Origin of the sequence: Brevibacillus fortis (genome assembly GCF_046196545.1) — a bacterium.
Taxonomy (GTDB): Bacteria; Bacillota; Bacilli; order Brevibacillales; family Brevibacillaceae; genus Brevibacillus; species Brevibacillus fortis_A.
This window is the reverse complement of the sequence record NZ_CP176370.1, coordinates 5,291,575-5,312,867: the sequence shown is the minus strand read 5'-3', so window position 1 is coordinate 5,312,867 and position 21,293 is coordinate 5,291,575. Positions and strand designations below refer to the sequence as shown.

Sequence of the window (21,293 nt, the reverse complement as noted above, 5' to 3'; positions counted from 1 at the left end):
ATGAACAACAGTGAAGTTGACAAAGATGCGCTACTTTTACAACATGAAGCCCAAATATTGCAGCAGATCATGGAGTCGAGAGCCCAGTATCGTAAGGTAGTACAAGCAGCTATCGCTCAGTGGGTAAAAGAACTGAAAGCTGGAGAAATCAAGAACAAACTGTAGATGATTTCCGAAAGCTCGTTGAGATGGACCTGGAATTGCTCAAAGGCGAGTGAGAGCTTGTCGATTATGTATCTACGAACCATACGAGTGAGTACTCATTCCGTTACTTTGAGAATAACAGAGATGTATCTGTCCTTAATGGAGTCCTTAATTTTTGCTTGATTGTTTTGCATGATAAAAGCCATCTCCTTGATTAATTTTTGGTCTTCCCACGGTAACTATCGCGCTATGCCGTTTTGGAGTTGCGAAGAAAGTGGAGCTCTGTCTTCAAGTTGAAAACTCGCCTTCTTCCAAGAGTTAAATGTCGCAACGGTGAGGCGTTTGTGACTCTTTGGAGAAATAGTTTTGGTAGGGTTAGCATTAGCTGAGGATTTAGAGCCTGCAATTAGGTGGACTGCTGATGCATTAAAGGAAGTGAAGGAAATGGTTGAAGGAGCTCCGCCTTGGCTCACATTGGCGGGGTTAGGTACAGTTGTTGGTGTGGTGACAATTGCGCTATGGAAGATGAAAGTTGCGCTCGACGCAGCAACCGCCGCAGCCGTACAGAGAAAGTTAGCTGGGGGGACGGATTCGGGCCCTGATTTACCGGATTTACCGGATGGACCCGATAAGGGTGGTAAGCCGAAAGGGAAAGGCAAGGGCAAAGGCGGCTGGTTTAATCCGTTTAACTGGGGAAGTAAAGGCGACAAAACGCCAAAATCAGCAAAGGATTTTGCATTCGAAAACCCATTGGCAGAAGGGACAAAATCCCCAGGTTGGAGGGAAAAGTTCAAAAATTGGGGTGGCATGCTTCCCAAAGGTGATGCGGTGTTAGATGGTCTCAAAGGTGCATGGGATGTTACTAAAACCACTGGGACAAATCTGGTTCGGAAAGTACCTGAAGCACTCAAAAGCATAGGCGGCATGATTCCATCAGGCGACACAATTATGAAAGGGCTAAAGACCGGTTGGGAAGGTGTGAGAGCTTCGAGTAGTAGTTTATCTCGCAAAATACCAATCGTTGGTATTGGAATAGTTTTAGGACAGATATTGACCGCAGATGACCCACTTAAAATGGCAGGGCAAATCGGTTCGGAATTTCTCGGTAGTGCAGCAGGCGCGGCAGCAGGTGCTTCCGTTGGTTCGGCCGTACCTGGCATTGGGACTGCGGCAGGCGGGATTGTCGGTAGCATCGTAGGAGCTTTCGGTGGCGCGGCTATGTACGAAAAGGTGTTGGAATGGTGGAACGCGGCACCTGCAACGCCACCAGATTTTATTTCGGCTTTATCTGTTATCCCGAAACAAGCTACTGCTCCGGTTCCGGTTGGGCCACCGATACCCGTAGTACCAGCAGTTGGAAATACTGCAAATAAGCCAAAGGTGGTTTCAGTATCAATTCCAAATGTGACGGTTCCTCTTCAGGCTGCTGGTGTGCTTCAAGACATCCCTACCATGCTGAAAATGCTCAGTGATCCGTCTGTTGGTCAAAAGATAAAAGACATCATTGAGAAATCACTAATGGACGCACTGGAGACAAGGGGAGGTGTTGCGGGTGATCCGATTACAAGGTAAATATCGGCTGACCTTTCCCGTCACCCCAGCAGAAATACAATTTCGCGGCTATGGAAATGACATTGAGAGCACAACGACAATCAATTTGCTCACGAACAATCGGATAGCAGGAAAGACGTCCAAAGTCCATTTCTTTCGACTTCTTCCTTCCCGGTGATACCGAAGCACCATACATCGAAGTAGAAGGGTATCAGGGGCCGCGTGAATGGCTTGCGGGTATTGATCGCTTAATGGGAGCTGAGGTACTGCTGACCATTAGCGAGCTGGATTTGGCTTGGAATGTTCTTATCGGCCCATGTGATGGTAGATTTGTAGGTAAAAACGTAGATTACCATGGGTCAATAGAATTTCCTCTTTTCATGAAAGACGAATTCGTGACATGGAGTAATCAAACGCAGGTCTTGAGTCCAAGCAGCGTGATAGCAAAGCAACAGGCTGCCAGACCGAATACGAGCGGCAAGAAGGCAAAGAAGAAAAGTACCGGCACGAATCAATCACTGATTGATCCAGCAGTGCTGAGCATACAACATGACCGCATACAAAGTAAGGTAAAAGGATTCCAACCGTAGATAAGGGGGGAGTGTTTTGAAAGTCGTATACGGGAAGAATCTACACGTTATGACCTTACCAATCAGATACAGGAACTGTCCTGGTCGTCGTCTCGCGGTCAGATCGCCCAAAACTGTGATATCAGAATCAAGGATGCCCCGCCGTTACAGTCGGCGGGTTTTCTTATGGCATTTGCGGGGCAAGACCTCAAGGAGTCGGAGCAGTTTTTTCACGGCCCGTTGGTTCGCTTCGACCGCGATGGCAAGATAAACGACCTGTCAGCCACGGCCTATGAGGTCAGTTGGTACTTGCAAAAGAACGAGACTTCTCGCTTGAAACTGAATGGCGATGCAGGTAAGGAACTAGAAAGAATCATCAAGGCAACGGGTATCAAGTTTAGCTGTCCTGCCTTTGGTTTTACGGCCAAGGATAGGCTCAGCCCACAGTCTTATACATCGCTTTTCACGGCACTGACAGAGCAGGCTTACGAGAAAACAGGTTTTCGGTATTTTGTACAGCATCAGCGTGACAAGTTGATCGTGCTGTCCGAAGGTCAAAACAGAGTCGTTCCTATGTTCAAGGTAAGCATGCTGGAAAGCAGCTCAACAGGGGAGAGCATCGAAGAAGTGTATACGGTAGTCACGGTCGAGCGGTATAAAGATGATAAGGTAGCTGGCAGCGAAACGAAATCTAATGATAGCCTGGTCAAACAAATCGGTCGCATGCAAAAAGTCATCGAGGCGGGCGAAGAAAAGAACCTTGCTGCCCTTGCTGCGAAACAGTTGGGCACCTTGTCGAAGATACCCAAGACTCGTTCTATCACCGTAAGGCATGAAGACAATAACGCTGCCCGAATACGAGCTGGCTGGCTTATCAAGATCATGGAGAAAGACAACAAGACGATAACGGAATGGATTGTTACGAGCTGCAACGCACGATGGAAGGGCGGGCAATACACAGTGGATTTACAGATGGAAGGTAGGTAGTAGGGATGCATTCGGTCATTGCAAAGCTCAGGGGTCATGCTCAGGAAGGCATTCAGGACACCCAAGTAGAATTCGGTGAGCTTTTGGCGGTATCACCATTGTCCGTAAAGCTAGACGAGGACCCGGAACCACTGGAAGAAGATGAATTGGTGAAGCTGAACCCGTTGAATTGGAGACCCGAGGATGTCGGAAAGAAAGTGGCTTTAATGCGTTGCACAAACGGGCAGTACCTGCTACTCGGGGTGGTGGAGTAATGTTTCCAGAGCTGAACGGAGACGAAACGCAACTGGTTCAATCCGCTGACAACCCGATTCCATGGACTTATAAATTCGACTGGATCACAAAACAATTGCAGCAAGGGCCGGATGGTCGCTATTTGCGGACGACTACCTATGCGGAGTACCTGGAAGAGACAGCAAAGAAAATCCTGAATACACGTCGTTTCCGATACGAGATTTACTCGGAAAGGTACGGAGTAGACTTCCTATATGAGACAGGAAGAATGCGCTCGGGCATTTCATTGCCAACGATTAAGACGCAAGCACAAGAGGCGCTAGAGGCTCACAGTGAGGTTGAGCGTGCGGAAGTGGTAGACATTCGGTTTGAGGACAACCGGGTCATTTTTTCGCTCGAAATTGAGGGCACGAGAGGGACAACTAGGACGGAGGTGGATACATGGCAACGATAGACAAACCAGAAATGCCGATACTCAGGGAAACACTGGATCAGATTTATCAGCGGATGGCGAATCGGATGGCAGAATTAGCTCAGCAGCGTGGTGAAACTGCCCCGGCTACGGAGGAAGGCGAAATATATTATGACTTGAGTTATCCCATTGCCCTTGAAATCAGTGAACAGCAGCAGTTATTTGAGTATGGGTTCCTACAACGGTTCCTACCGTGGGCAGATGGAGAGTTTCTGGATGCTAATGGGGGGTTCTTCGCTCTCTCTCGTAAAACCGATGAATCTGATGACGCCTATCGGCAACGTCTCATTGATAGGGCAAGAAGTGAAGAAGGGGATGGTAGACGCCAAGACTATGAGCGGTGGGCACGAAACGTTGAGGGAGTAGGCGAAGCAGTTGCCATTGAGAAGTCGCGACATGACCTATCTATTGATGTGTATATCACAGACCTGACAGGCAATCCTGCAGGGCAGGAACTGGCTACGAGTGTACGGACGAAACTGGAAGACAAACGAAGGGCCTTGCATGACTTGCAGGTGTTACCCGCGAAAGTGTATCTGGTGACTATCGCTGTAAAACTTGCTTTGCGACCAGATGCGGAAATCGAGAAGGTCAAAGACCAAATTACTACGCAAATCAAAACCTACCTAAAAGGGCGTTCTCAGATCGTGTACCAGCAGATCGAGGCGCTCTTTTTCGTGGATGGGGTAATAGATTTCATGGGCTACACCTTAAACGGCGCGGAATTGAATTTGACGGTGCCTGCTGACTCTGTATCGATCCTAACCATGGAGGTGACAGCATGATACCTGAGCGCTATAGACGTATGTTAGCACCGCAATGGTACGAGAATCACGTGGCAGAATACCATTTCGAAGGTACAGAGGCAGCAATTGATTCTTTCAATACCCAGCGAGAGGAAATCCTACAACAGTTTAGCCCATGGTCAGCTACCTGGGGATTGGATATATGGGACTGGATTTATTTTGGAGAAAAGCAGCTGTTAACCATCGAGGAACGACGGAAGAATATTCTTGCCCAGCATTGGGCCAGATTACCTTTTACCATGCCAGTTTTGCAGTCATTGGGTAGGGCGGTGGGCGAACTGGTTTCTGTCTCTGAGGATTTCGAAGCAAAGGAGATTGTTTTTACATTTCAACAAAATAAATCTGTCGATCTTTTAACTTTACACAGGACATTCGAAAGAATGAGGCCTGTGCATGTGAATAGAGAAAGAATCATTATCCAACAAAGTGGAAGCCTTATTTTTTCTACTGGAACCATGCAAGTGTTCGAAACAATGCCATTGTTCTGCGGTTCATTCCACGCTGGAGGTGAAAACGATCTATGCTAACGGATCACGCGCTGACAAGACAAACGAACAGTCTCGAATCGATTTTTTTCAGCGCAGAAGTAGAGCGAAACGGGGCACTTATCTCAGCGGAACTCATAAAAACAAGGCAAAGCAGTAGTAAAGTTACTTTCTTGATTCGGCTGCCTGCCTCTGAAACGGGCATCGTTACTAAACGAATGATCAAGGATGAGAACGGAAAGATTGTCTGGCAAGATACAGTGAATTTTGTAAAGCCCGCACGGGAAGTCGCATTAAGCATTCCCATCGAGCTGAAATGGAAGGTAGGTGAATGACGTGGCATATCAAAAGCAAACGCATGTGAACAGGTTTGTCGACCGACCTAACACATACGTCTTACAAGACAACGGAGACGGAACGGTTTCGATTGTTCCAGCCTGGCAGCAGATTGCAGGGACACCAGTGGATGAAGTCAGGCTGAATCATATGGAGGACGGGATTGAAGGGTCGCATTTGTTGTTTGACCGTTTAGAACGACGGGTGACTCGGGTGGAAGCTTACCTTGATCTAGACAGTCACGATGTAGAAGGAGCACAAGCTAGATTTGCCGACACCTACGATGGCGTAGATGACCCGGTATTGAAACTGGATCAAACGACAACGTATGCAACAACAGCGTTAATCGCCAAACCTTCTTCCATATCCGTTACAGTAGCGTCAACGACTGGCTTTACAGTAGGACAAGAAGTGACTATTTGTGACGATGTGGCTTTTGAGAATCAGAAGATCACAGCAATTGGGACTGGAACCCTTACTTTCGCATCACTTGCAAACAGTTACAAAAAAGGTGCTCTCATCGGTCGATCTACCATCTATCGTGATGTAGCAGCACAAAAAATACGGATCGGTGGGTGGGGTACACATACAATCACCATTACGCAGGTGTAGGAGGCTTGTAATTATGTGGAGAACTTCCGATAACGGCCATTATCATTGGAATTATTAGAAAATTATTATTTACATTTAACAAAAAGTAAATATATGATATTAAAAAGTATAACAACTCATAAAGATGGGAGTGATGTTACTTGATTAAAGGGTTGTACGAGGCTCATTTGCCTGTGAAAAACTTGGAAGTTTCAATAGAATTTTATACTAGACTTGGGCTGAAATTTGCTTGGCGAGATGATGAAACTGTCTTCTTTTGGATTGAAGAAGGGAAGAGCTGGCTTGGTTTATGGGAAGGGAAAGAGCATCAGACTCCTTACCATCCTTCTTTGCGGCATATTGCTTTTCAGGTAACTTATGACGATTTAAAGCAATCTTTGCAGTGGTTGGAATCAATTCAAGTAAAGGCTGTGCCATTTGGGAGGAGAAACTCTGTTGAACCATTTGTTCGTCCGTATCTAGGGAACGCTTCAGTATATTTTGATGACCCAGATGGAAACAGCTTAGAATTGATGTGTAATGTTGTTGTACCCGATGATTTGAAATATATTACGGATAAGTTGTTATTCCATGAGTGGGAAGAATTGTTGATAAAAACAACAAATCAAAATTGAAAACACGTTTATATCACCCCCCATCTATTTTTGGACGGGGGTGTATTTTTGTCGAGGAGATGATCTGAAGTTGAGTTTTTTATTACTTTAAATAACGGCTATTTGAAATAGGAAAGGAGATGGATAAGTTGGCTTATGTTTGGGAATATGTGCAGTTGTCTTATGCTGCAACAACTGCAAATTTAGCTATTACACATAAGTACCAGATCAGTACAATCTCGTCTAATACCTACGGCATTAGCATTTATGGAACATCGAGAGCAACCGGACAAGAGGAGCTTCTGTTTAAAACGGACAGCGTTACCATGAATCCACTTGATGTATCGGGTGCAACTTACAGTAGTGTCCGTACCGCGAATGCAAACGGTGCTACTACGGGTTTAAGACCTGAACGTACAGTGCTCACCAGAATGTCGATTGCCACAGGCGATAAAGACAATCCCTTTAACGTTTGGGAATATATCAAATGGGGTTACACCCAGTTGTCTGCTTCGCTTGCCTCATCACATAGGTATAGAATTCGAACACAATCAAGCTATAGTTATGGGATTAGTGTTTATGGAACATCAAGAGCAAGTGGTCAAGAGGAGCTTCTGTTTAAAACGGACAGCGTTACCATGACTCCACTTGATGTATCGGGTGCAACTTACAGTAGTATCCGTATCGCAATTTCAGGTGGTTCTTTGGCTACAGGCCTTTTTGAGGACGAAACGTTATTTGTTCGTATGCCATTAAATAGCCCTCCTGTTTTAACTCTAACGTCGCCTGCAAATAATCAAACCTTCGCAAGAGGTGATATCCAATTCCAATGGTCCGGCAGTGATCCAGACAGTGACTCTCTGACCTATACATTTCAAGTAGGCACTTCGCCGGGATCATCTAATATTTTCAATCTAAATGTGGGAAGTGAAACATCAAAAAAAGGGGAGGCTTCCAACTGGGTTATATTAGGAACCTATTATTGGAGAGTCATCGCAAATGACGGGAAAGGAGGAGTAACAACTTCAGCGGAGAGAACGTTTGTCATTAACAATACCTTGCCAACGATATCTGTAACCTCACCTGCCAATAATCAAATATTAACAGAAGGCAACGCCTTTACAATTGCGGGTAGTGCGACAGACACGGATAATGGGAACGTTGTCACGATCAAGTATAAGATCAATAGCGGAACAGAAAGGGCACTTCATTCGTCGGTCTCGGATGGAAGTAGCCCTATTTCTTTTTCGAAAGGATTGTCGCATCGAGGTGGACAGCTGTATGACGGCTCCACGGATGTATCTGTTTTACTTGCTGAGGGAACAACTCACACCTTATCTATATGGGCGGTAGATGATAAAGGAGGCACCTCAGCGGTTGTCACAAGGTCATTCACCGTCAAGCACAACAAAGCACCTGCCCTCACGGTAGACGCATTCACACCTGTTTATTCTGGACTAATTCCTCCAGATAGCCTTACATTATCAGGCACAGTCTCAGAGCCAGATAGCAATTCAGTAACAGTGAAAGGAAAGCTAAATAACGGGAGCGAAAAAACGCTTCTTAGTGGAGTATCAACGGGTAACTGGTCATTTCCGTTCAAGATAAGTGAGTTACAAGCAGGGCCTAACACTTTGACAATTACGGCAACAGATCAATTCGGTTCTGCATCGGTCAAGTCGTTCAGCATTAATAATAGTATGGTGCAATCTCCACTCAAGAAAGCTGTAGCTCGATACAAAATCATACCGCCACGCGGTTCTGCTAAAGAAATACTTGCTTGGCTAAAACGTGAGGAAGGTGATCTTGTCGTGGGTGGAGAGGCGTCCTTTGTAGATGCAGGACAGCCCGAACAATATGTTTCGATGAGTAAGAATAGTATTGATCTTACATCATCGATCAGCGAAGACGAGCTGCTGGCTACTGTATCGACGGCTAAATCCAACTTGACGTTTAAGCTGACTTTTTCTCGATCGAACACAAACTCAGTCGAAGCTGCGACGATGATGGTGGGGGTGATTGAGTAATGAAGTATCGTCCACGAAATTCCGATGGAACGTTTGGCGAGTTAGTGGAAACACCAGGGCACACGGAAGGCCTACCTGTAGAAATACAAGTGCTTTATGAAACGATCGCCTATATGGATGGTGAAATGTCGGCTATGCGTGAGGACTATACAAAAAAACATGAGCAGCTAACCGGAAAGATAACTGCACTGGAAGCAGAGGTACAAGCCTTGAAAGGAGGTGGTCAATGATAGTGAAAAAGTACATGATTGCGCCGTATGCGATTCTGGTCAAATCTGGTGGATGGCTGATCGAGCCGACAGGAACTGAGGGGGAGAAAGTTGTCCCGGAAACTTATCGCGTCCATGTAGCTGAATATCTCGCTGCTCAAGAAGTAGCGTAAACGCCTTTCCAAATCAGGAGGGCGTTTTTCGTAGGGAGCTGTTGGGGTGGCTTTTGACGGTCGAGGCGAGGACTTATGGGATGCAATCGTTGCCAGAGAAATGGAGGGTATAGTCGCCAAGCGTAAGGACGGACGATACCACGCCGATAAGCGTACAGATGATTTCATAAAAATAATCAACTACACGTATGCTGATGTCCATATTGCCGGCTGGAGCAAACGAGATTTCGGATGGCTTGCACACTATAATGGTCGACCAGCAGGCGTCATCGAACTTGGCGTGCCACCAATGCACAAGCAGGCGTTTTATGGCGTCGCAAAATCAATTATCACTAGCGAGGATCGCGATTATGTTTACATCCAGCCTCAAATTAAAGCACGCGTCAAAATGAGAAACTGGACAAAGAGCGGCATGCTACGATCGCCAGTATTTGTTGATTTTATTCTGACAGTAATAAGAATAAACCCGCCTCTTTTGGTCATAACCCTGTCAAGTAGACTGCCTAAAAACCCATAGTTACGCGGCGATCGCTTTCCGATACTCAATCGGGGAACGGTCGCCTAGTTTTTTCTGAAAACGACTCTGATTATAAAATGCAATGTATGTTTCAACAGATTGATTTAATTCCTCAAATGATTTTGCCGAGCATCGATACATCATTTCTGTCTTCAGATGAGAAAAGAATGACTCGATACAGGCATTATCCAGGCAATTTCCCCGTCTCGAATGACTTCCTAGTACTCCGTACTCATCCAAACGTTTATTGTAGTGTCTGGAAGTGTATTGAAAACCTTGGTCCGAATGTAGGACGGAACCGTTCATCTCTCTTCCCTTACAAAGACTATCTACGGTGCTCATCACGAGTGACAAATCGTTTTGGGAAGAGACATGCCAAGCAACGATTTCGTTATTAAACAGATCCTGCACAGCAGATAGATAAAAAAATCGTTCTCCGACTCGTAGATAGGTGATGTCGGTTACCAGCTTCTTTAGAGGTGCTTCTGCTTTAAACTGTCTTTCCAGACGATCCGGGTTTACAACTGATGCCTGTCTGCCGAAGAATCGTCTTTTTTTACGAATTACTGAGCGGATGCCTAATTCCTTCATCATTCGATAGACACGTTTGTGATTGATTTGTAAACCTTCTTTGCGAAGGGCAACTGTCACTCGTAAGTAACCATAATAAGGATGCAAGCGATGGATACTTAGGATATGTTCTTTTAGGTTGGCTTCCTTTTCGCTACGTCGAACAGATGCCTCTCTGGACTTTCTCCATTTGTAATATCCCGCACGGGATACTTTTGCAAAACTGAGCAGCCATGATAATCGATATTTGGTTTGCATTTGTTCAATAATTGAGAACCTTGCTTTCTTCGAAGTCACTCCCCGTTTAGATTTGGATATCGCTTTTTTAGATATTCATTCTCCGCTTTTATGTATGCTAACTCTTCCTCAACGCTTGTGAATTTGGTTTTTGGACGCCCTTTTCGCCATGCCTGATTTGATCGAGAAGCTGTTAGTGCCTCCCCATTACGAACCTTATTAACCCAGTCCAACACCTGTCTTTTTTCTGGAATGCCTAATCTTCTGGCGACTTCTCTAGAAGATACTCCGGACTCGTAAAGACGTACGGCTTCCATTTTTTCCTCTTCCGTATAAACTCTAAATGTTTGTCCTTTTTTAGCCATAAAAAAATCCCCTCTGATCAATTGTGTCTTACCCAATTGTAACAGTGGGGTTTTAAACACAGTCAACCATGAGGGGATATTACCACTTTTTAGCAGGTGGGTTTTATAAAGTGATAAATATGTCTCATCAGTCACTTTGATAGATTATCAATGATTTCCTTGAAAATTTCATCTATGTGATCAATTGCCGATGAGTCAATTTTACCAATAAGAAATCCGCGTTCTTCTAAGAAAGGATAGATATCTGACTTCTCTAGAATCTCAATTAAACAACCACCTTCGTAGTAAAGATTCCAAGATTCATCTTCTAATTCAATTGCAATTCCCTCATGTTCAGCACCGTTATGATCGATTTCTATATGATAGTGTCTTAAATCTCTATAAAAAACCTCATCAAACATAACATTGATATCACTTAACTTTTCTCGTAACTGAGTAACAGAAGAAGGTGTTAATTTTAATTGTAGTTTGATACCGATTTCTTCTTTTCTGAAAATACTTGATTCATTAAAAAGTTTTCTATCGCTACCAGTAACGTCTATCACAATTTTTTTAATATCATTATAGTTAGGATGATTCTCAAATAATAGATCACATCCATATCTAATATAGGATTGTTCCCTAGACACGATAGGTCCTCCAGAATTTATTTTAAGATATTTTTAAACCAATGATTGCACAGGAATAGAAAATTAATTAAATTCTACCATGGAAAACTTGGTTTGTCCTTACCAAAGTCAACATCTACAATGTGTATATGTTCCTTCATATCTGGTTGAACATGCATATGAATGTTACCTATGAACCCTTGTTTGGGTGGTTCAAGTACTTGCATATCAACACGAAGAATTTGGACTCTATCATAAGACAAACTAAATAACGTGTGGTTATATTTGTGGGCACTGCTTTTTCTAGGGCCACTCCACGATAATTTATCAACACCATATTCCTCAACTAGATCTTTTACGGCTCTTGTTACTTTTTTTACAATTTGTTTTGTGACTTCTCTTTCAAAGTAAGTTATATAGCCGCGTACAGCAGCAATAAATGCTACTACTTTTACATGATCCATAAGAGGATTTTCACTTCTTAACGAAGCGCGCTGCTGACTATTAGAGGACGGTTTCCCATCATATTTAGTTGGATCATCAAGAATCACTTCATCAGGTGATTCACTAATGTTGACCACCTGTGCCGAAGCTAATGAAGGATTAAAGACTCCAGTAAAAATGATACTTAAAACAAGAGTAAAGGCTAAAATTCGCTTCAAGTGTTTCATTAATTTAAATCTCTCCCAGTTATTATTTCTACCTATTCCTGTGCAAATAGTAGCTTAAAAGATCAGGTTAAAAACGGGTTTATATATTAAAATTTTCCAGTTTGTTTAATTATATCCAACAAAATTTCATTTGCAATTAAAAAGTAAATTGTTAATATTTAGAAGTTGTCCCAATTCCATTCTCAATTTTGAATATGTTAATTAATAATACTAAGGGAGATGTATGCTCTCATCTGGACTTGATTTACCCAAGACTCTAAGCACATGCTTCGTTCAACAGTATTCGTTGATTTTATTTTAGCTGGATAGAGAATAACCCGTCCCTGTTTTGAGCGGACGGGTTTTACTTGTTAGTATCTGGGATAGTTCATTCTGTGTTGAGGATACACATTACAGACTTTATTTAACCACGATTTCAGAAAGTGGAAACTTCATTTCCCTTTTAAGCAGTATAACGTACATAGGTTTACTTTGTATCGACCGATTTCATGTCGATCATTTCCAATATTTCATCGTGAGTCATTTTTTTGATTACATTATAGTCAAGTGCTCTAAGTATAAAGTCACGACGTAATCTTTCTTGTTCATTTTTGGGTTCAGGAAGATTTTCTCCTGTAGCTATAGTGTTAAAACGCGGATTAAAAGTTTCCATGTAGTCGTCTGCGTTAAGTTCAACCCATACTTCTTTGGTTGTACCGTCTTTTAGTGTTAGAAGGTAACTTGCTTTCACGAGATAACCGTCATTATTGGGGTTTCTCTCAGCCATAATATTTTTAATAATAACTTCTTTTGCGGGAAGTGTGCCTTGTTTCTGCATATCCAAGTATGTTGCAAGCTCTTTATGGGTTGTAGATAATTCGCTCCTTACTAGTTCTTTTTCGTCTGGACGTAAATTCCAAGTGAGATAAAAATATGTATTCCATAAATCCTCTTCATTCTTTTGTGTAAATAAATGATGCCATTCAATCGTTAGTATTTCTGTCATTCGACTTAAGGTAGTGTCATGGTTCTCTAATCGATCAAGAATATCTAGCTTTTTATTATAGTCTACAGATTGAGGCAGGGGACTTGCTTGCATGGATGACGCATTGTTACTAGTAGTACAGCCAGCTATTGAAACTACAGAAAGCAACAAGAATACTTTTAACTTTTTGTACATTAAAATTCCCACCTTTTAACATGATTAATATCTAAATTGATTGACGATTATTTGAATGATTAATATAATTTTAATGGTAATAATATACCATATATTGAAAATAATGGTTTAGCTCTCGCGGTATCAGCTGTAGTTAGTGCTGGCAATGGAACAGCTTACGCAGAAGGGATAAATCCATACGACGATTTTAACTGGCGTTGGGTTACTACTGATACTGAATTAAGTAGGGGATATTCTAAAAGTCATAAAGGAATGGATATTGCAGTAAATAAAGAGCCTGTATACAGTCCACAAAAAGGAACCGTATTAAGTGCAGGTTATTGGACAAGTGCAGGCAATTATGTGGCAATTGAAACAAGAGACAAGGACCCTGACACGAATACTAAACTAGTAATTAGGTTTCTCCATTTAAAATCCAAATCTGTATCTACTGGTGATTCTGTGAGCAAAGGAGAAGAAATTGCAGTATCAGGAAATACTGGTACAGATACTACTGGTCCTCATTTGCATATCGATATAAATAATGAAGGGGAGTATGATGGGGCGGATATTAATTTTTCAAATACAATTGATCCTAAATACTTCTGGCCTCACTATTTTGATGGCCCGACCTTTGCGCCACATGAAGAGCATCAAACCGAAGAGCATCAAACGGAAGATGAATTATTACGTAAATTTGACAGTGCAGAATACTTTTTTGAAGACACCCTTATAAATTATGTAGGGGAAGAAGAGTTTATGAAGTGGATTAATTCACAACCGTTGGAGGATCAAACAGTACCAAATTTTAAAAAGGCCTTTAATATCTCTGATGAAAAAGAAAAGAAATTAAAGCAACAAGCTAGGGAATAGCCGCAGAAATTAGATAACCCTATGTCAAATGACAACCCGTCCCTGTTTTGAGGAGACGGGTTGTCTAGTTGAATAACTGAATAATGGTTACATAATAGTATGCACGGTGATCCCTGGAAAGAGCAGAGATTTGCTTGGGATTAATTGCAATAAAAAGAGGCGGGAAACCGCCTCTTAATTCATTTCAAATGATTTAATTTTGCATGCTACCCTTCGACTAGGACCACCAACAGCTTCTCCATATGTATCTACTACTATTCTGGAGAATACAGTTTGCATAATTACTTTCTTGTGATCAAGTTCAAGATGCGGCCAGTTTTCCTTTAGTCCATAGATGACTCTGACATAAGTTGTGCCCTGATAGTGTCTTCACGTTCATTTTCTTCATGCATGCGGAGTTTGAGGTCATCTAAGCTAATTACATCATTAGCAAAGGCCATCTGCCATTTCTTTTTCCGTTTTTGTATTTCACTTAATTCACTGCTTCGAAATCTTCTTCTGAAACAAGGGCTTCATGATCACCATCTATCAAGTTATCCATCCATCTCATTTTTCCTATATAAACTGGATTGTTAAGGATGTATCTTACCGTGAATCCAGCCCAGAGCGCACCCTTTCCGGTTCTGAGGCCTTCTTTATTAAAAATCTTACTAATCTCACGCTGTCCTTTTGTTTTATACAAATTAAAGATGCGTTTGACTATTGCGGCTTCTGGTTCGTATACAACTAGTTTTCCATCCTCCAAACGATACCCATATGGAAGTTCTCCGCCATTCCAGCCACCTTTACGGAAGTTTTTCTCCATGCCCATTATTACTCGTTCTCCAAGGTTTTCTCGTTCCCATTGAGCAATCGCTGCTACTAATGTAATGAAGAATCTGCCCATAGCAGATGTAGTATCGTAAACCTCTGTTGCAGATTTAAACATTACGCCATGCTTATCTAGGTGAATGACATTACCTCTTTTACATCAATTTCCCAATCTTCTGAGCCTATAATATTTCCTTTCTCTACAGAAAATCGAAGGGTATATTTTCCTGATTCTTGGAAGAAAACTGTCCCTTCATATCCTTCCTCATAAGGTTGCATTACAATGCTCACATTTTGGTTATTGTCAAAGTAAGTTACTTTTACAAGTGCATTCCGTAACGGTCTACCATTGTAAAACAAATTGCTCGCTACATCAATTGGAGTTTTGGCTACAATTCCATTGGCAGAACCGGCTTGTAAGTTCCATTCAAATGCATTTCTTTGGGCTGGTGATGGGTCAAGTAAGAAACTTGCAGGAATTAAAAGTGCAAATAAGAGAGGCAGAACAACTATTAAGTTTCCGGATTTAAAAAGTTTTTTGTTCAAAATGAAATACCTCCGATTAAATACTGATACTGTCTCCATTATAAGGACGAAGGTAATGGTAATTTGTTACAATTTCCCCCAAAATTTTTTAACAAATCACACGATGTGAAAAATAGGAGGGATTGTATGGATGAGTCAATGAAAAGGGAAATCGAAATGGTCAAGCAACGTGACAGATGTGAAGATTGCGTATGGCGAGGCAACATTGCTCGATATTGTGACGATTGCAGACTAGCTGAAAATGGACTGTACTTCAATCGGATATGTTTTTGCGGCGGACTCACGATAAATCTTAACAAACCAATCGTTTAGTAAAAGCGAAAAAAACACTCCCTGGTAATTAAGGAGTGTCCCGTTGGGTTCATATTTGGGCAACTGTGTATATTACTTTCGAGCATGTTCACATTTATTCAATTGGGCAATACCAACCGCAATCCCCATCCTCGTCGCAACGCCAAACACAAATGGGTTCTGGACTTGGATATTGATATTGCACCAATTGACCTTTTACTTTCTTGAATTTCTTAGAATTAGATTTCTTCTTTTTCATGGGATATCTCCTCCTAATATAACGATCTATGATAACGTATTAACAAAATTCACCTTTTGACTGGACGAGTGTTCTGCGGAACCGAAAATGGGCGTAAAAAACAGTCGTAGAAGGAGACTGTCTCATCGTAAAGGCAGACGTAAATAAAGTCTTTGAAAATCAGCGATTAAACAAATTGCGTAGGGAGTTTCGCTTAGAAAGTTGGGTGGTTTATGTTGAAGAACATTTTAGTTTTGGTAATGCAGCGCAGTGGAGTCAGGGCATTCTACGAATTTTCGTCCTCTGATGATTTGGATAATGAGTATGGAACGTGGATAATCCAAAATGGATCGCGGTTCTATCGACCTGTCAATTCTAGAAATCACGATGAGTTTATTAGCGAAGACGAGGGCTGGCATAGGGCATGATATATAAACGACATGTGGGGCTTGGAAAAGGATGTCGTTTTGCCGGAACAGGCAACCGAGGTGCATGAGCTGAAAACATAGCCTGAATACTTTGAAGCGGTCATGTATGGCACCAAAAAGGCAGAGATAAGAAAAACTGATCGAGGCTATAAGGTGGGAGATCACTTTTGCTTCGAGAGTGGGACCCAGAAGAGGAAGAATACACTGGTCGGATTGTAAGGCGGGTTATCACTCACGTACTGGCAGATGAGCAATTTTTGCAGCCAGGAAAGGTCATGCTGTCAATAGCGCTGATTTAACACATCGGTAATTGAGGAGAACGGTGGCAAGACGATGTCGTTTCATGCTTCGGTAATGTCTCTATTAGGGGTAGCCTCGCCTCACCAAATTAAAAAAGAGCCGCAGCTTACACGGCTCCAATTATTATATTCTTATGGACCACCTACACCTGTATCTGAAGCCCAGACAGGATACCAACCTTTATTCAAGTCCGTTGTGTTATACAGAACTAAATTTCCATCATCTTGCATAATCAGAAGGTCGCCACGGAGGTTTGTACCCGCTGGATGCCTACTACTACTCCATGCAGCGTTATCTGAGTACCAAGACGGAGTACCATTCGCATGCATCAAAACGAGTTTTCCACTATAGTAGTCAATTTTGAGATAGCTCATACCCCAGTCGTTGGTTTGCTTGGTCCATAAGAGGGTTGCTGGTTTGGGATCTCTCCTCCATAATTCAAGATTTCCTACAGCAGTTAATTGGAAGAAGTATTTATTGTTACTTGACACTATCCGACCAGCTTTATCGATTTGTTGACCAACCTTAATACGATCACCCCCATAAGCAAATGTTGCAGAAGTGAAATGGAGTTGGAGCATGAAAACCGCAAATAATAGCAAGATAATCTTTTTCATAATAACCTCCTATTAAATTTGTTTTCCAGATTCTAGTGGATTTTACCATACGCCCAATAAAAAATGGGGAATTTTCAAAAAATAATCAAGTCACACGATTGTTAAACGGGGAGGGATACTAGGATGAATACCTACACAATCAGATAGGTCCGAGGACACGAACCAGGAACATACGTAACCTCGATTCGAGCAAATTCGGAAGAAGAGGCAATAAACATCTTTTACGCAATCAATCCAAAATGCTATGGTGTCTACCAATAAAATCGCAGCAGAAGGATGACACAAAACATTACGTTTGTACCTAGATGTGAGGAGATTGGAAATTCAGATGACATGCCAAGGGGCTGCTGAAGAAATTGCAAAGGGGTACGGATTGACCAAAAAGGAGAAAGACCTGTTGGCTTATTTACTGGACGACGAAAATAGCAAAAACATCGGTGATATTTGTAAAGCGCTACGGACAACGCCGCGAACTCTTATAGGGGAGACCAAACCTTCTCTGGTCAGAAAACTTGATCTTATCCCGGATCATGAAGAGGACGGGTCTGTGGTTAAGTTGGTTCGTGCAAAAACGGGGGAGGAATCTGCATGAAAGCCATCACCATTCATCAGCCGTTTGCGACATTGATCGCTCTTGGCGAAAAACGATTCGAAACACGAGGGTGGGCAACTAGGTATCGCGGGCCAACCTTATCGGCTGTCATTCCGTAACAGCAACAAAACCATATAGGGCTGCGTTAGCTGGCTCAGGTTACGTGGAAGGAGAATTAGCGTTTGGATGGTATGATTTAGGGCGTTATGCCTGGGAGATGACGGACGTAAAACAAATCGATCCGGTGCCAGCGAAAGGGCAGCAAGGACTGTGGAATTGGGGAGGGAAACAGGATGCAAGCGGGACGTGAGTTGGATGTGAAAGTGGCTGAGGCGTTGGGGTTTCGGATATATGAAGATTTTCCGGTGTGTGCGATATACACCGGAGATACCCCAACATCGTTTCGAGTGTTCCGACCTTCAGTAGACTGGACAAGCATGGGTGTACTGGTGGAGGAAGCGAAGAAGGACGAAATTTACCTTGATTTTGCGCACACACCCAATGGCTGCTACTGCGGTTTTGCTGGAGTCTTTAAAGACGGGAAGTATCAACTCGATCATAATACACCAGCAGTAGTTGGTGCTCCGTATGCTGTCTCCTTGGCTTACTTGATGGCAAAGGGTATCGCTGTTTAACAAAAGAGAAAAAGTGATTCCATTCAGAATCACTTGGCAAATACTACTGGGACATTCATCTGATTAGCTATCCACATAAAGTTACCTAACTCAACAGGGTTCCGGGAGATTCGCTCAGCACTTTGGCAGATGACCTTTTTTACCAATCCAGCCTCTATGTCAGAAATCAACTGTGACAGGCCAGGACGATCCGAGTCAATGGTTACGTCTATTTCCATGTACACCTTATGTTCTATATCTTGGACAAGCGGCATGCAGGACTCCATTTGCTTTTGGGTCTTCCGAAAATCACTGGAGGCAGTTCGGATAAAAACAGCAACCATAGGATCACCTCAAATTGAATTGTAAATTAATGGCAATGTATGCAATCGACGTCATCAGGGAGATTATTTAATTGATACATGTATGATCCTCCTAAAAAGAAAAGCCCCCAGATGGGAGCTGAAGTGCACCCCTTAGAATAGACATTGGATTAAGCCCCTTCGTAAAATTATTTCCATTTGTTAGTAAAATTATGGTTTATCGTTTGGTTGCTGGTTCTGGGCTTAATTGCTTGAGGAACTAAAATATAGTCAGTGTCCAAATTGGTCACAGGGCTTCAATCTTAGGATTTCTCCACCAGTTGCCTGTCAGCTACGAGGCAACTTGGCTCTTACCTCGGTTGGACTTTCACCAACTAGCAATTAACGGCTTGCTGGGTACACAACATAAAAAAACCGCTCCTTTTCGAGCGGTTTCCTCTTAGAATGAAGGTTATCCATTTTATGTGGCAATGTTTGCATGAAAACAATAAAAATTAATAATTTCCTACACAAAAAAACAGAAACAGAAAAACACTATCCAGCATTACGTTCCATTACAAGAACCAAACAACCCTTTTCAGACCATGGTTCATGCTCTGTATTAGGTCCATAACAGAGATAAGAACCTGCTCCATACTCAACATCATTGCTGATAAGAGCTCCATCTAATACGAATAACTCCTCGGTATCCTTATGCGTATGTTGAGGGAATTTTGCCCCCGGTGCAAATCGCACGACATAACGCAGTTCACCATTCTCATCTCGTAATGGAATTTGTTCTATACCATCCATAACAAATTTCCACTCACTGTTTGTGATATCAACGGAAAATAAATCTTTCATGTTATCATCTCCTTCTATATAAATAGTAATTTACGATGTTATATTAGTAAATATGAACAAAAATGAACTATTCTTCAGGAGAAATGAATTATGGAAATTCGTTTGTTACAGACATTTCAAGCTGTTGTCCAATGTGGTAGTCAGATAAAAGCAGCAAATCTGCTGCAATACGCACAATCTACCATCACCCTACACATCAATCAATTAGAAGAAAATCTCGGCATCGAACTGTTTGAGCGTAAAGGAAAACAAATGGTGCTAACCGAAGCCGGAAGACTTGTGAAAGAACAGGCAGATATTTTATTAAATCAAGTGGATGTAATCACCAAAACCGCAAATGAATTTTCAATCGGTCAGAAAGGACTTATTCGGATTGGAGCAATTGATTCCATTGGCAAAACAAATTTGATTTCCGTACTAACAACGTTTATGAAAGAATATCCACAAATTTGTCTTTCCATCGAAAGTGGCGTAACCCAACAATTTAGTCAACGGATTATTGCTAACGAACTTGATATTGCCTTATGTCCCCCTCCATCACCAGAATTAAATCTTGAATTTTATCCGCTATATGAAGAAAAGCTTTGTTTGATACTGCCAATCGACCATCCATTATCTACACAAGAAAAAATTTACATGTGTGATTTGGAAGATGAAAATTTCATTTTAACTGGACAATTGTGTGATTATCGGCGAAAAATAGAGCATGTTTTTCTTCATCATGGTTTTCATTTACACTCTAATTACGATGCAGCAAACATGGAGATGGTTTTAAATCTTGTATTACAAGGGTTTGGTATTGCTATGCTACCTAGCAATTTCGTTGCCAAGTCACATCAATACGTTATTCGTGACATCGATGACATTTCATTCGCTTTACCTGTTGGATTAATCCGCCAAAAAAATAAAGTCCTCAGCCCTGCTACAGAAAAATTGGTAGCTAACATATTTCATCCTGCTAAACAAGCATAAAAAGCCCGCGGTTTTGAACAGGGCTTTTTCCATTATGGGGATGAATGATTTATAGGGGAGCTGCTTCGCTTGCATTTCTTGCTCACGAATCACGACATCTCTTTTTGGGGGGCGTCCGAGACACTTGTCTCCTTCTTCCCTTGCTAAAATAGCAAAAGAAAAGGGGCTTGTCACTCGATCGAGTAAATTTCGAGCCCAAGATTTACTTGCATTATGTGTTTGGTTAAGTCAACGAATAGGGACAACTTCTTTAACCTAACCTTCACAGAGTGGCAGGATAAGCTCATCGAAAACGAGGGGAAGGAATTTTGGATTCCCGCATACGAAGAGTAAGCACCGGACGCGAGAAATTTAACAGTAGTATTAGTTTAAGAGGATATTATGTCTATTATAGGGACATAAGTTCTCTTTTTTTATTCAAAATACAACCTATAGATATACATTGAATATAAAGATTAATTAGTATATTATGTAAAAGGAATGTACGTTCGTAATCGGGGGGGGCGTATCCTTCGGCAGGAGGTCTTTTAAGGGTGATGACA

Annotated in this window: 31 protein-coding genes and 3 pseudogenes; 24 read left to right on the top strand and 10 right to left on the bottom strand. The window is 42.1% G+C overall.

The annotated features are described in order from the left end of the window. From ACKKE8_RS25740 to ACKKE8_RS25665, 16 genes and pseudogenes are all read left to right on the top strand, one after another. Window positions 1-165 (top strand): hypothetical protein, encoded by a 165-nt coding sequence (locus ACKKE8_RS25740; protein WP_409175521.1) that lies wholly within the window; start codon window positions 1-3, stop codon window positions 163-165. A 345-nt stretch (window positions 166-510) separates the two neighbouring features. Then, window positions 511-1,716: a hypothetical protein gene (locus ACKKE8_RS25735; protein WP_409175520.1), complete on the top strand. Its 1,206-nt coding sequence runs from the start codon at window positions 511-513 to the stop codon at window positions 1,714-1,716. Continuing rightward, window positions 1,697-1,873, top strand: a complete 177-nt coding sequence (locus tag ACKKE8_RS25730) for a hypothetical protein (protein WP_409175519.1) — start codon at window positions 1,697-1,699, stop codon at window positions 1,871-1,873. Before ACKKE8_RS25735 ends, ACKKE8_RS25730 begins: the two co-directional genes overlap by 20 nt. Window positions 1,874-1,946: 73 nt before the next feature. Further along, the gene (locus tag ACKKE8_RS25725; RefSeq protein WP_409175518.1) at window positions 1,947-2,285 is read left to right on the top strand and encodes a hypothetical protein; all 339 of its coding nucleotides are present in this window, start codon (window positions 1,947-1,949) and stop codon (window positions 2,283-2,285) included. Window positions 2,286-2,301: 16 nt separating this feature from the next. Next, window positions 2,302-3,251: pseudogene (locus ACKKE8_RS25720) on the top strand (hypothetical protein). 5 nt (window positions 3,252-3,256) lie between these two features. Next, entirely contained in the window at window positions 3,257-3,505 is a 249-nt protein-coding gene (locus ACKKE8_RS25715; protein WP_409175517.1) for a hypothetical protein, read from the top strand. Next, window positions 3,505-3,939 carry a DUF2634 domain-containing protein gene (locus ACKKE8_RS25710; protein WP_409175516.1) on the top strand — a complete coding sequence of 145 codons (435 nt, stop codon included), beginning with the start codon at window positions 3,505-3,507 and terminating at the stop codon, window positions 3,937-3,939. Before ACKKE8_RS25715 ends, ACKKE8_RS25710 begins: the two co-directional genes overlap by 1 nt. After that, window positions 3,927-4,742 carry a baseplate J/gp47 family protein gene (locus ACKKE8_RS25705; RefSeq protein ID WP_409175515.1) on the top strand — a complete coding sequence of 272 codons (816 nt, stop codon included), beginning with the start codon at window positions 3,927-3,929 and terminating at the stop codon, window positions 4,740-4,742. Before ACKKE8_RS25710 ends, ACKKE8_RS25705 begins: the two co-directional genes overlap by 13 nt. Further along, window positions 4,739-5,290: a putative phage tail protein gene (locus ACKKE8_RS25700; RefSeq protein WP_409175514.1), complete on the top strand. Its 552-nt coding sequence runs from the start codon at window positions 4,739-4,741 to the stop codon at window positions 5,288-5,290. The genes ACKKE8_RS25705 and ACKKE8_RS25700 overlap by 4 nt, the downstream gene beginning before the upstream one ends. Then, entirely contained in the window at window positions 5,284-5,583 is a 300-nt protein-coding gene (locus ACKKE8_RS25695; protein ID WP_409175513.1) for a hypothetical protein, read from the top strand. Before ACKKE8_RS25700 ends, ACKKE8_RS25695 begins: the two co-directional genes overlap by 7 nt. Window position 5,584: 1 nt before the next feature. Further along, the gene (locus ACKKE8_RS25690; RefSeq protein ID WP_409175512.1) at window positions 5,585-6,196 is read left to right on the top strand and encodes an integrase; all 612 of its coding nucleotides are present in this window, start codon (window positions 5,585-5,587) and stop codon (window positions 6,194-6,196) included. A 140-nt stretch (window positions 6,197-6,336) separates the two neighbouring features. Beyond that, the gene (locus ACKKE8_RS25685; protein ID WP_409175511.1) at window positions 6,337-6,810 is read left to right on the top strand and encodes a VOC family protein; all 474 of its coding nucleotides are present in this window, start codon (window positions 6,337-6,339) and stop codon (window positions 6,808-6,810) included. A gap of 128 nt (window positions 6,811-6,938) precedes the next feature. Continuing rightward, complete coding sequence (locus ACKKE8_RS25680; RefSeq protein WP_409175510.1) at window positions 6,939-8,816, top strand: Ig-like domain-containing protein; 1,878 nt, start codon at window positions 6,939-6,941, stop codon at window positions 8,814-8,816. Beyond that, complete coding sequence (locus tag ACKKE8_RS25675; RefSeq protein WP_409175509.1) at window positions 8,816-9,046, top strand: hypothetical protein; 231 nt, start codon at window positions 8,816-8,818, stop codon at window positions 9,044-9,046. Before ACKKE8_RS25680 ends, ACKKE8_RS25675 begins: the two co-directional genes overlap by 1 nt. Further along, complete coding sequence (locus tag ACKKE8_RS25670) at window positions 9,043-9,198, top strand: CD1375 family protein (protein WP_409175508.1); 156 nt, start codon at window positions 9,043-9,045, stop codon at window positions 9,196-9,198. The genes ACKKE8_RS25675 and ACKKE8_RS25670 overlap by 4 nt, the downstream gene beginning before the upstream one ends. Window positions 9,199-9,244: 46 nt before the next feature. Then, the gene (locus ACKKE8_RS25665; protein ID WP_409175507.1) at window positions 9,245-9,715 is read left to right on the top strand and encodes a hypothetical protein; all 471 of its coding nucleotides are present in this window, start codon (window positions 9,245-9,247) and stop codon (window positions 9,713-9,715) included. Here the strand turns inward: ACKKE8_RS25665 and ACKKE8_RS25660 are convergent. From ACKKE8_RS25660 to ACKKE8_RS25645, 4 genes are all read right to left on the bottom strand, one after another. Further along, window positions 9,716-10,887 (bottom strand): IS3 family transposase gene (locus ACKKE8_RS25660; RefSeq protein WP_409174781.1). Its coding sequence is split into 2 segments (ribosomal slippage): window positions 9,716-10,614 and window positions 10,614-10,887, totalling 1,173 coding nucleotides; the frame shifts between segments, so codons are not numbered across the junction. It abuts the gene before it with no gap. A 131-nt stretch (window positions 10,888-11,018) separates the two neighbouring features. Next, window positions 11,019-11,516 (bottom strand): hypothetical protein, encoded by a 498-nt coding sequence (locus ACKKE8_RS25655; RefSeq protein WP_409175506.1) that lies wholly within the window; start codon window positions 11,514-11,516, stop codon window positions 11,019-11,021. Window positions 11,517-11,590: 74 nt separating this feature from the next. Beyond that, window positions 11,591-12,166 carry a YpjP family protein gene (locus tag ACKKE8_RS25650; RefSeq protein WP_409175505.1) on the bottom strand — a complete coding sequence of 192 codons (576 nt, stop codon included), beginning with the start codon at window positions 12,164-12,166 and terminating at the stop codon, window positions 11,591-11,593. A gap of 466 nt (window positions 12,167-12,632) precedes the next feature. Then, complete coding sequence (locus ACKKE8_RS25645) at window positions 12,633-13,325, bottom strand: hypothetical protein (protein ID WP_409175504.1); 693 nt, start codon at window positions 13,323-13,325, stop codon at window positions 12,633-12,635. Between the two features lie 252 nt (window positions 13,326-13,577). On the opposite strand from ACKKE8_RS25645, the gene ACKKE8_RS25640 reads away from it, so the two are divergent. Next, complete coding sequence (locus tag ACKKE8_RS25640; RefSeq protein ID WP_409175503.1) at window positions 13,578-14,177, top strand: M23 family metallopeptidase; 600 nt, start codon at window positions 13,578-13,580, stop codon at window positions 14,175-14,177. 472 nt (window positions 14,178-14,649) lie between these two features. Here the strand turns inward: ACKKE8_RS25640 and ACKKE8_RS25635 are convergent, their stop codons facing one another. From ACKKE8_RS25635 to ACKKE8_RS25625, 3 genes are all read right to left on the bottom strand, one after another. After that, window positions 14,650-15,105, bottom strand: coding sequence for a recombinase family protein (locus ACKKE8_RS25635; RefSeq protein WP_409175502.1), 456 nt, complete (start codon window positions 15,103-15,105; stop codon window positions 14,650-14,652). 14 nt (window positions 15,106-15,119) lie between these two features. Beyond that, on the bottom strand, window positions 15,120-15,533 hold the full coding sequence (locus ACKKE8_RS25630) for a hypothetical protein (RefSeq protein ID WP_409175501.1): 414 nt from the start codon (window positions 15,531-15,533) through the stop codon (window positions 15,120-15,122). A 406-nt stretch (window positions 15,534-15,939) separates the two neighbouring features. Next, a complete protein-coding gene (locus tag ACKKE8_RS25625; protein ID WP_409175500.1) occupies window positions 15,940-16,083 on the bottom strand; it encodes a hypothetical protein in 144 nt (47 codons plus the stop codon). A gap of 509 nt (window positions 16,084-16,592) precedes the next feature. On the opposite strand from ACKKE8_RS25625, the pseudogene ACKKE8_RS25620 reads away from it, so the two are divergent. Then, a pseudogene (locus ACKKE8_RS25620) lies at window positions 16,593-16,789 on the top strand (DUF3850 domain-containing protein). 132 nt (window positions 16,790-16,921) lie between these two features. Here ACKKE8_RS25620 and ACKKE8_RS25615 read toward each other — a convergent pair. Continuing rightward, entirely contained in the window at window positions 16,922-17,407 is a 486-nt protein-coding gene (locus tag ACKKE8_RS25615) for a hypothetical protein (RefSeq protein WP_409175499.1), read from the bottom strand. A 328-nt stretch (window positions 17,408-17,735) separates the two neighbouring features. Between ACKKE8_RS25615 and ACKKE8_RS25610 the strand changes: the two genes are divergently transcribed. The 4 genes from ACKKE8_RS25610 to ACKKE8_RS25595 are packed head-to-tail and all read left to right on the top strand — an operon-like array spanning window position 17,736 to window position 18,634. Then, the gene (locus tag ACKKE8_RS25610) at window positions 17,736-17,999 is read left to right on the top strand and encodes a hypothetical protein (RefSeq protein WP_409175498.1); all 264 of its coding nucleotides are present in this window, start codon (window positions 17,736-17,738) and stop codon (window positions 17,997-17,999) included. Continuing rightward, window positions 17,996-18,118 (top strand): hypothetical protein, encoded by a 123-nt coding sequence (locus tag ACKKE8_RS25605; protein WP_409175497.1) that lies wholly within the window; start codon window positions 17,996-17,998, stop codon window positions 18,116-18,118. The genes ACKKE8_RS25610 and ACKKE8_RS25605 overlap by 4 nt, the downstream gene beginning before the upstream one ends. Before the next feature lie 44 nt (window positions 18,119-18,162). Continuing rightward, entirely contained in the window at window positions 18,163-18,309 is a 147-nt protein-coding gene (locus tag ACKKE8_RS25600; protein WP_409175496.1) for a hypothetical protein, read from the top strand. Further along, the gene (locus ACKKE8_RS25595) at window positions 18,293-18,634 is read left to right on the top strand and encodes a hypothetical protein (protein WP_409175495.1); all 342 of its coding nucleotides are present in this window, start codon (window positions 18,293-18,295) and stop codon (window positions 18,632-18,634) included. Before ACKKE8_RS25600 ends, ACKKE8_RS25595 begins: the two co-directional genes overlap by 17 nt. A 29-nt stretch (window positions 18,635-18,663) precedes the next feature. Here the strand turns inward: ACKKE8_RS25595 and ACKKE8_RS25590 are convergent, their stop codons facing one another. Both ACKKE8_RS25590 and ACKKE8_RS25585 read right to left on the bottom strand, forming a co-directional pair. Beyond that, window positions 18,664-18,957 carry a recombinase family protein gene (locus ACKKE8_RS25590; RefSeq protein ID WP_409175494.1) on the bottom strand — a complete coding sequence of 98 codons (294 nt, stop codon included), beginning with the start codon at window positions 18,955-18,957 and terminating at the stop codon, window positions 18,664-18,666. Between the two features lie 513 nt (window positions 18,958-19,470). Continuing rightward, a complete protein-coding gene (locus ACKKE8_RS25585) occupies window positions 19,471-19,779 on the bottom strand; it encodes a cupin domain-containing protein (RefSeq protein WP_002094998.1) in 309 nt (102 codons plus the stop codon). Window positions 19,780-19,869: 90 nt separating this feature from the next. Between ACKKE8_RS25585 and ACKKE8_RS25580 the strand changes: the two genes are divergently transcribed. Both ACKKE8_RS25580 and ACKKE8_RS25575 read left to right on the top strand, forming a co-directional pair. Continuing rightward, complete coding sequence (locus ACKKE8_RS25580) at window positions 19,870-20,751, top strand: LysR family transcriptional regulator (RefSeq protein ID WP_409175493.1); 882 nt, start codon at window positions 19,870-19,872, stop codon at window positions 20,749-20,751. Between the two features lie 73 nt (window positions 20,752-20,824). Next, window positions 20,825-21,007 (top strand): annotated as a pseudogene (locus tag ACKKE8_RS25575) (hypothetical protein); the annotation flags it as partial. Between the last annotated feature and the right edge of the window lie 286 nt (window positions 21,008-21,293).

Excerpts from the sequence above, each read along its gene's own strand:
- ACKKE8_RS25740 (WP_409175521.1), top strand. The coding sequence starts at position 1 with ATGAACAACAGTGAAGTTGACAAAGATGCGCTACTTTTACAACATGAA.
- ACKKE8_RS25725 (WP_409175518.1), top strand. The coding sequence starts at position 1,947 with ATGGGAGCTGAGGTACTGCTGACCATTAGCGAGCTGGATTTGGCTTGG.
- ACKKE8_RS25715 (WP_409175517.1), top strand. The coding sequence starts at position 3,257 with ATGCATTCGGTCATTGCAAAGCTCAGGGGTCATGCTCAGGAAGGCATT.
- ACKKE8_RS25710 (WP_409175516.1), top strand. The coding sequence starts at position 3,505 with ATGTTTCCAGAGCTGAACGGAGACGAAACGCAACTGGTTCAATCCGCT.
- ACKKE8_RS25705 (WP_409175515.1), top strand. The coding sequence starts at position 3,927 with ATGGCAACGATAGACAAACCAGAAATGCCGATACTCAGGGAAACACTG.
- ACKKE8_RS25700 (WP_409175514.1), top strand. The coding sequence starts at position 4,739 with ATGATACCTGAGCGCTATAGACGTATGTTAGCACCGCAATGGTACGAG.
- ACKKE8_RS25695 (WP_409175513.1), top strand. The coding sequence starts at position 5,284 with ATGCTAACGGATCACGCGCTGACAAGACAAACGAACAGTCTCGAATCG.
- ACKKE8_RS25675 (WP_409175509.1), top strand. The coding sequence starts at position 8,816 with ATGAAGTATCGTCCACGAAATTCCGATGGAACGTTTGGCGAGTTAGTG.
- ACKKE8_RS25670 (WP_409175508.1), top strand. The coding sequence starts at position 9,043 with ATGATAGTGAAAAAGTACATGATTGCGCCGTATGCGATTCTGGTCAAA.
- ACKKE8_RS25650 (WP_409175505.1), bottom strand. The coding sequence starts at position 12,166 with ATGAAACACTTGAAGCGAATTTTAGCCTTTACTCTTGTTTTAAGTATC.
- ACKKE8_RS25645 (WP_409175504.1), bottom strand. The coding sequence starts at position 13,325 with ATGTACAAAAAGTTAAAAGTATTCTTGTTGCTTTCTGTAGTTTCAATA.
- ACKKE8_RS25640 (WP_409175503.1), top strand. The coding sequence starts at position 13,578 with ATGGATATTGCAGTAAATAAAGAGCCTGTATACAGTCCACAAAAAGGA.
- ACKKE8_RS25635 (WP_409175502.1), bottom strand. The coding sequence starts at position 15,105 with ATGTTTAAATCTGCAACAGAGGTTTACGATACTACATCTGCTATGGGC.
- ACKKE8_RS25625 (WP_409175500.1), bottom strand. The coding sequence starts at position 16,083 with ATGAAAAAGAAGAAATCTAATTCTAAGAAATTCAAGAAAGTAAAAGGT.
- ACKKE8_RS25615 (WP_409175499.1), bottom strand. The coding sequence starts at position 17,407 with ATGAAAAAGATTATCTTGCTATTATTTGCGGTTTTCATGCTCCAACTC.
- ACKKE8_RS25610 (WP_409175498.1), top strand. The coding sequence starts at position 17,736 with ATGACATGCCAAGGGGCTGCTGAAGAAATTGCAAAGGGGTACGGATTG.
- ACKKE8_RS25605 (WP_409175497.1), top strand. The coding sequence starts at position 17,996 with ATGAAAGCCATCACCATTCATCAGCCGTTTGCGACATTGATCGCTCTT.
- ACKKE8_RS25595 (WP_409175495.1), top strand. The coding sequence starts at position 18,293 with ATGCAAGCGGGACGTGAGTTGGATGTGAAAGTGGCTGAGGCGTTGGGG.
- ACKKE8_RS25590 (WP_409175494.1), bottom strand. The coding sequence starts at position 18,957 with ATGGTTGCTGTTTTTATCCGAACTGCCTCCAGTGATTTTCGGAAGACC.
- ACKKE8_RS25585 (WP_002094998.1), bottom strand. The coding sequence starts at position 19,779 with ATGAAAGATTTATTTTCCGTTGATATCACAAACAGTGAGTGGAAATTT.
- ACKKE8_RS25580 (WP_409175493.1), top strand. The coding sequence starts at position 19,870 with ATGGAAATTCGTTTGTTACAGACATTTCAAGCTGTTGTCCAATGTGGT.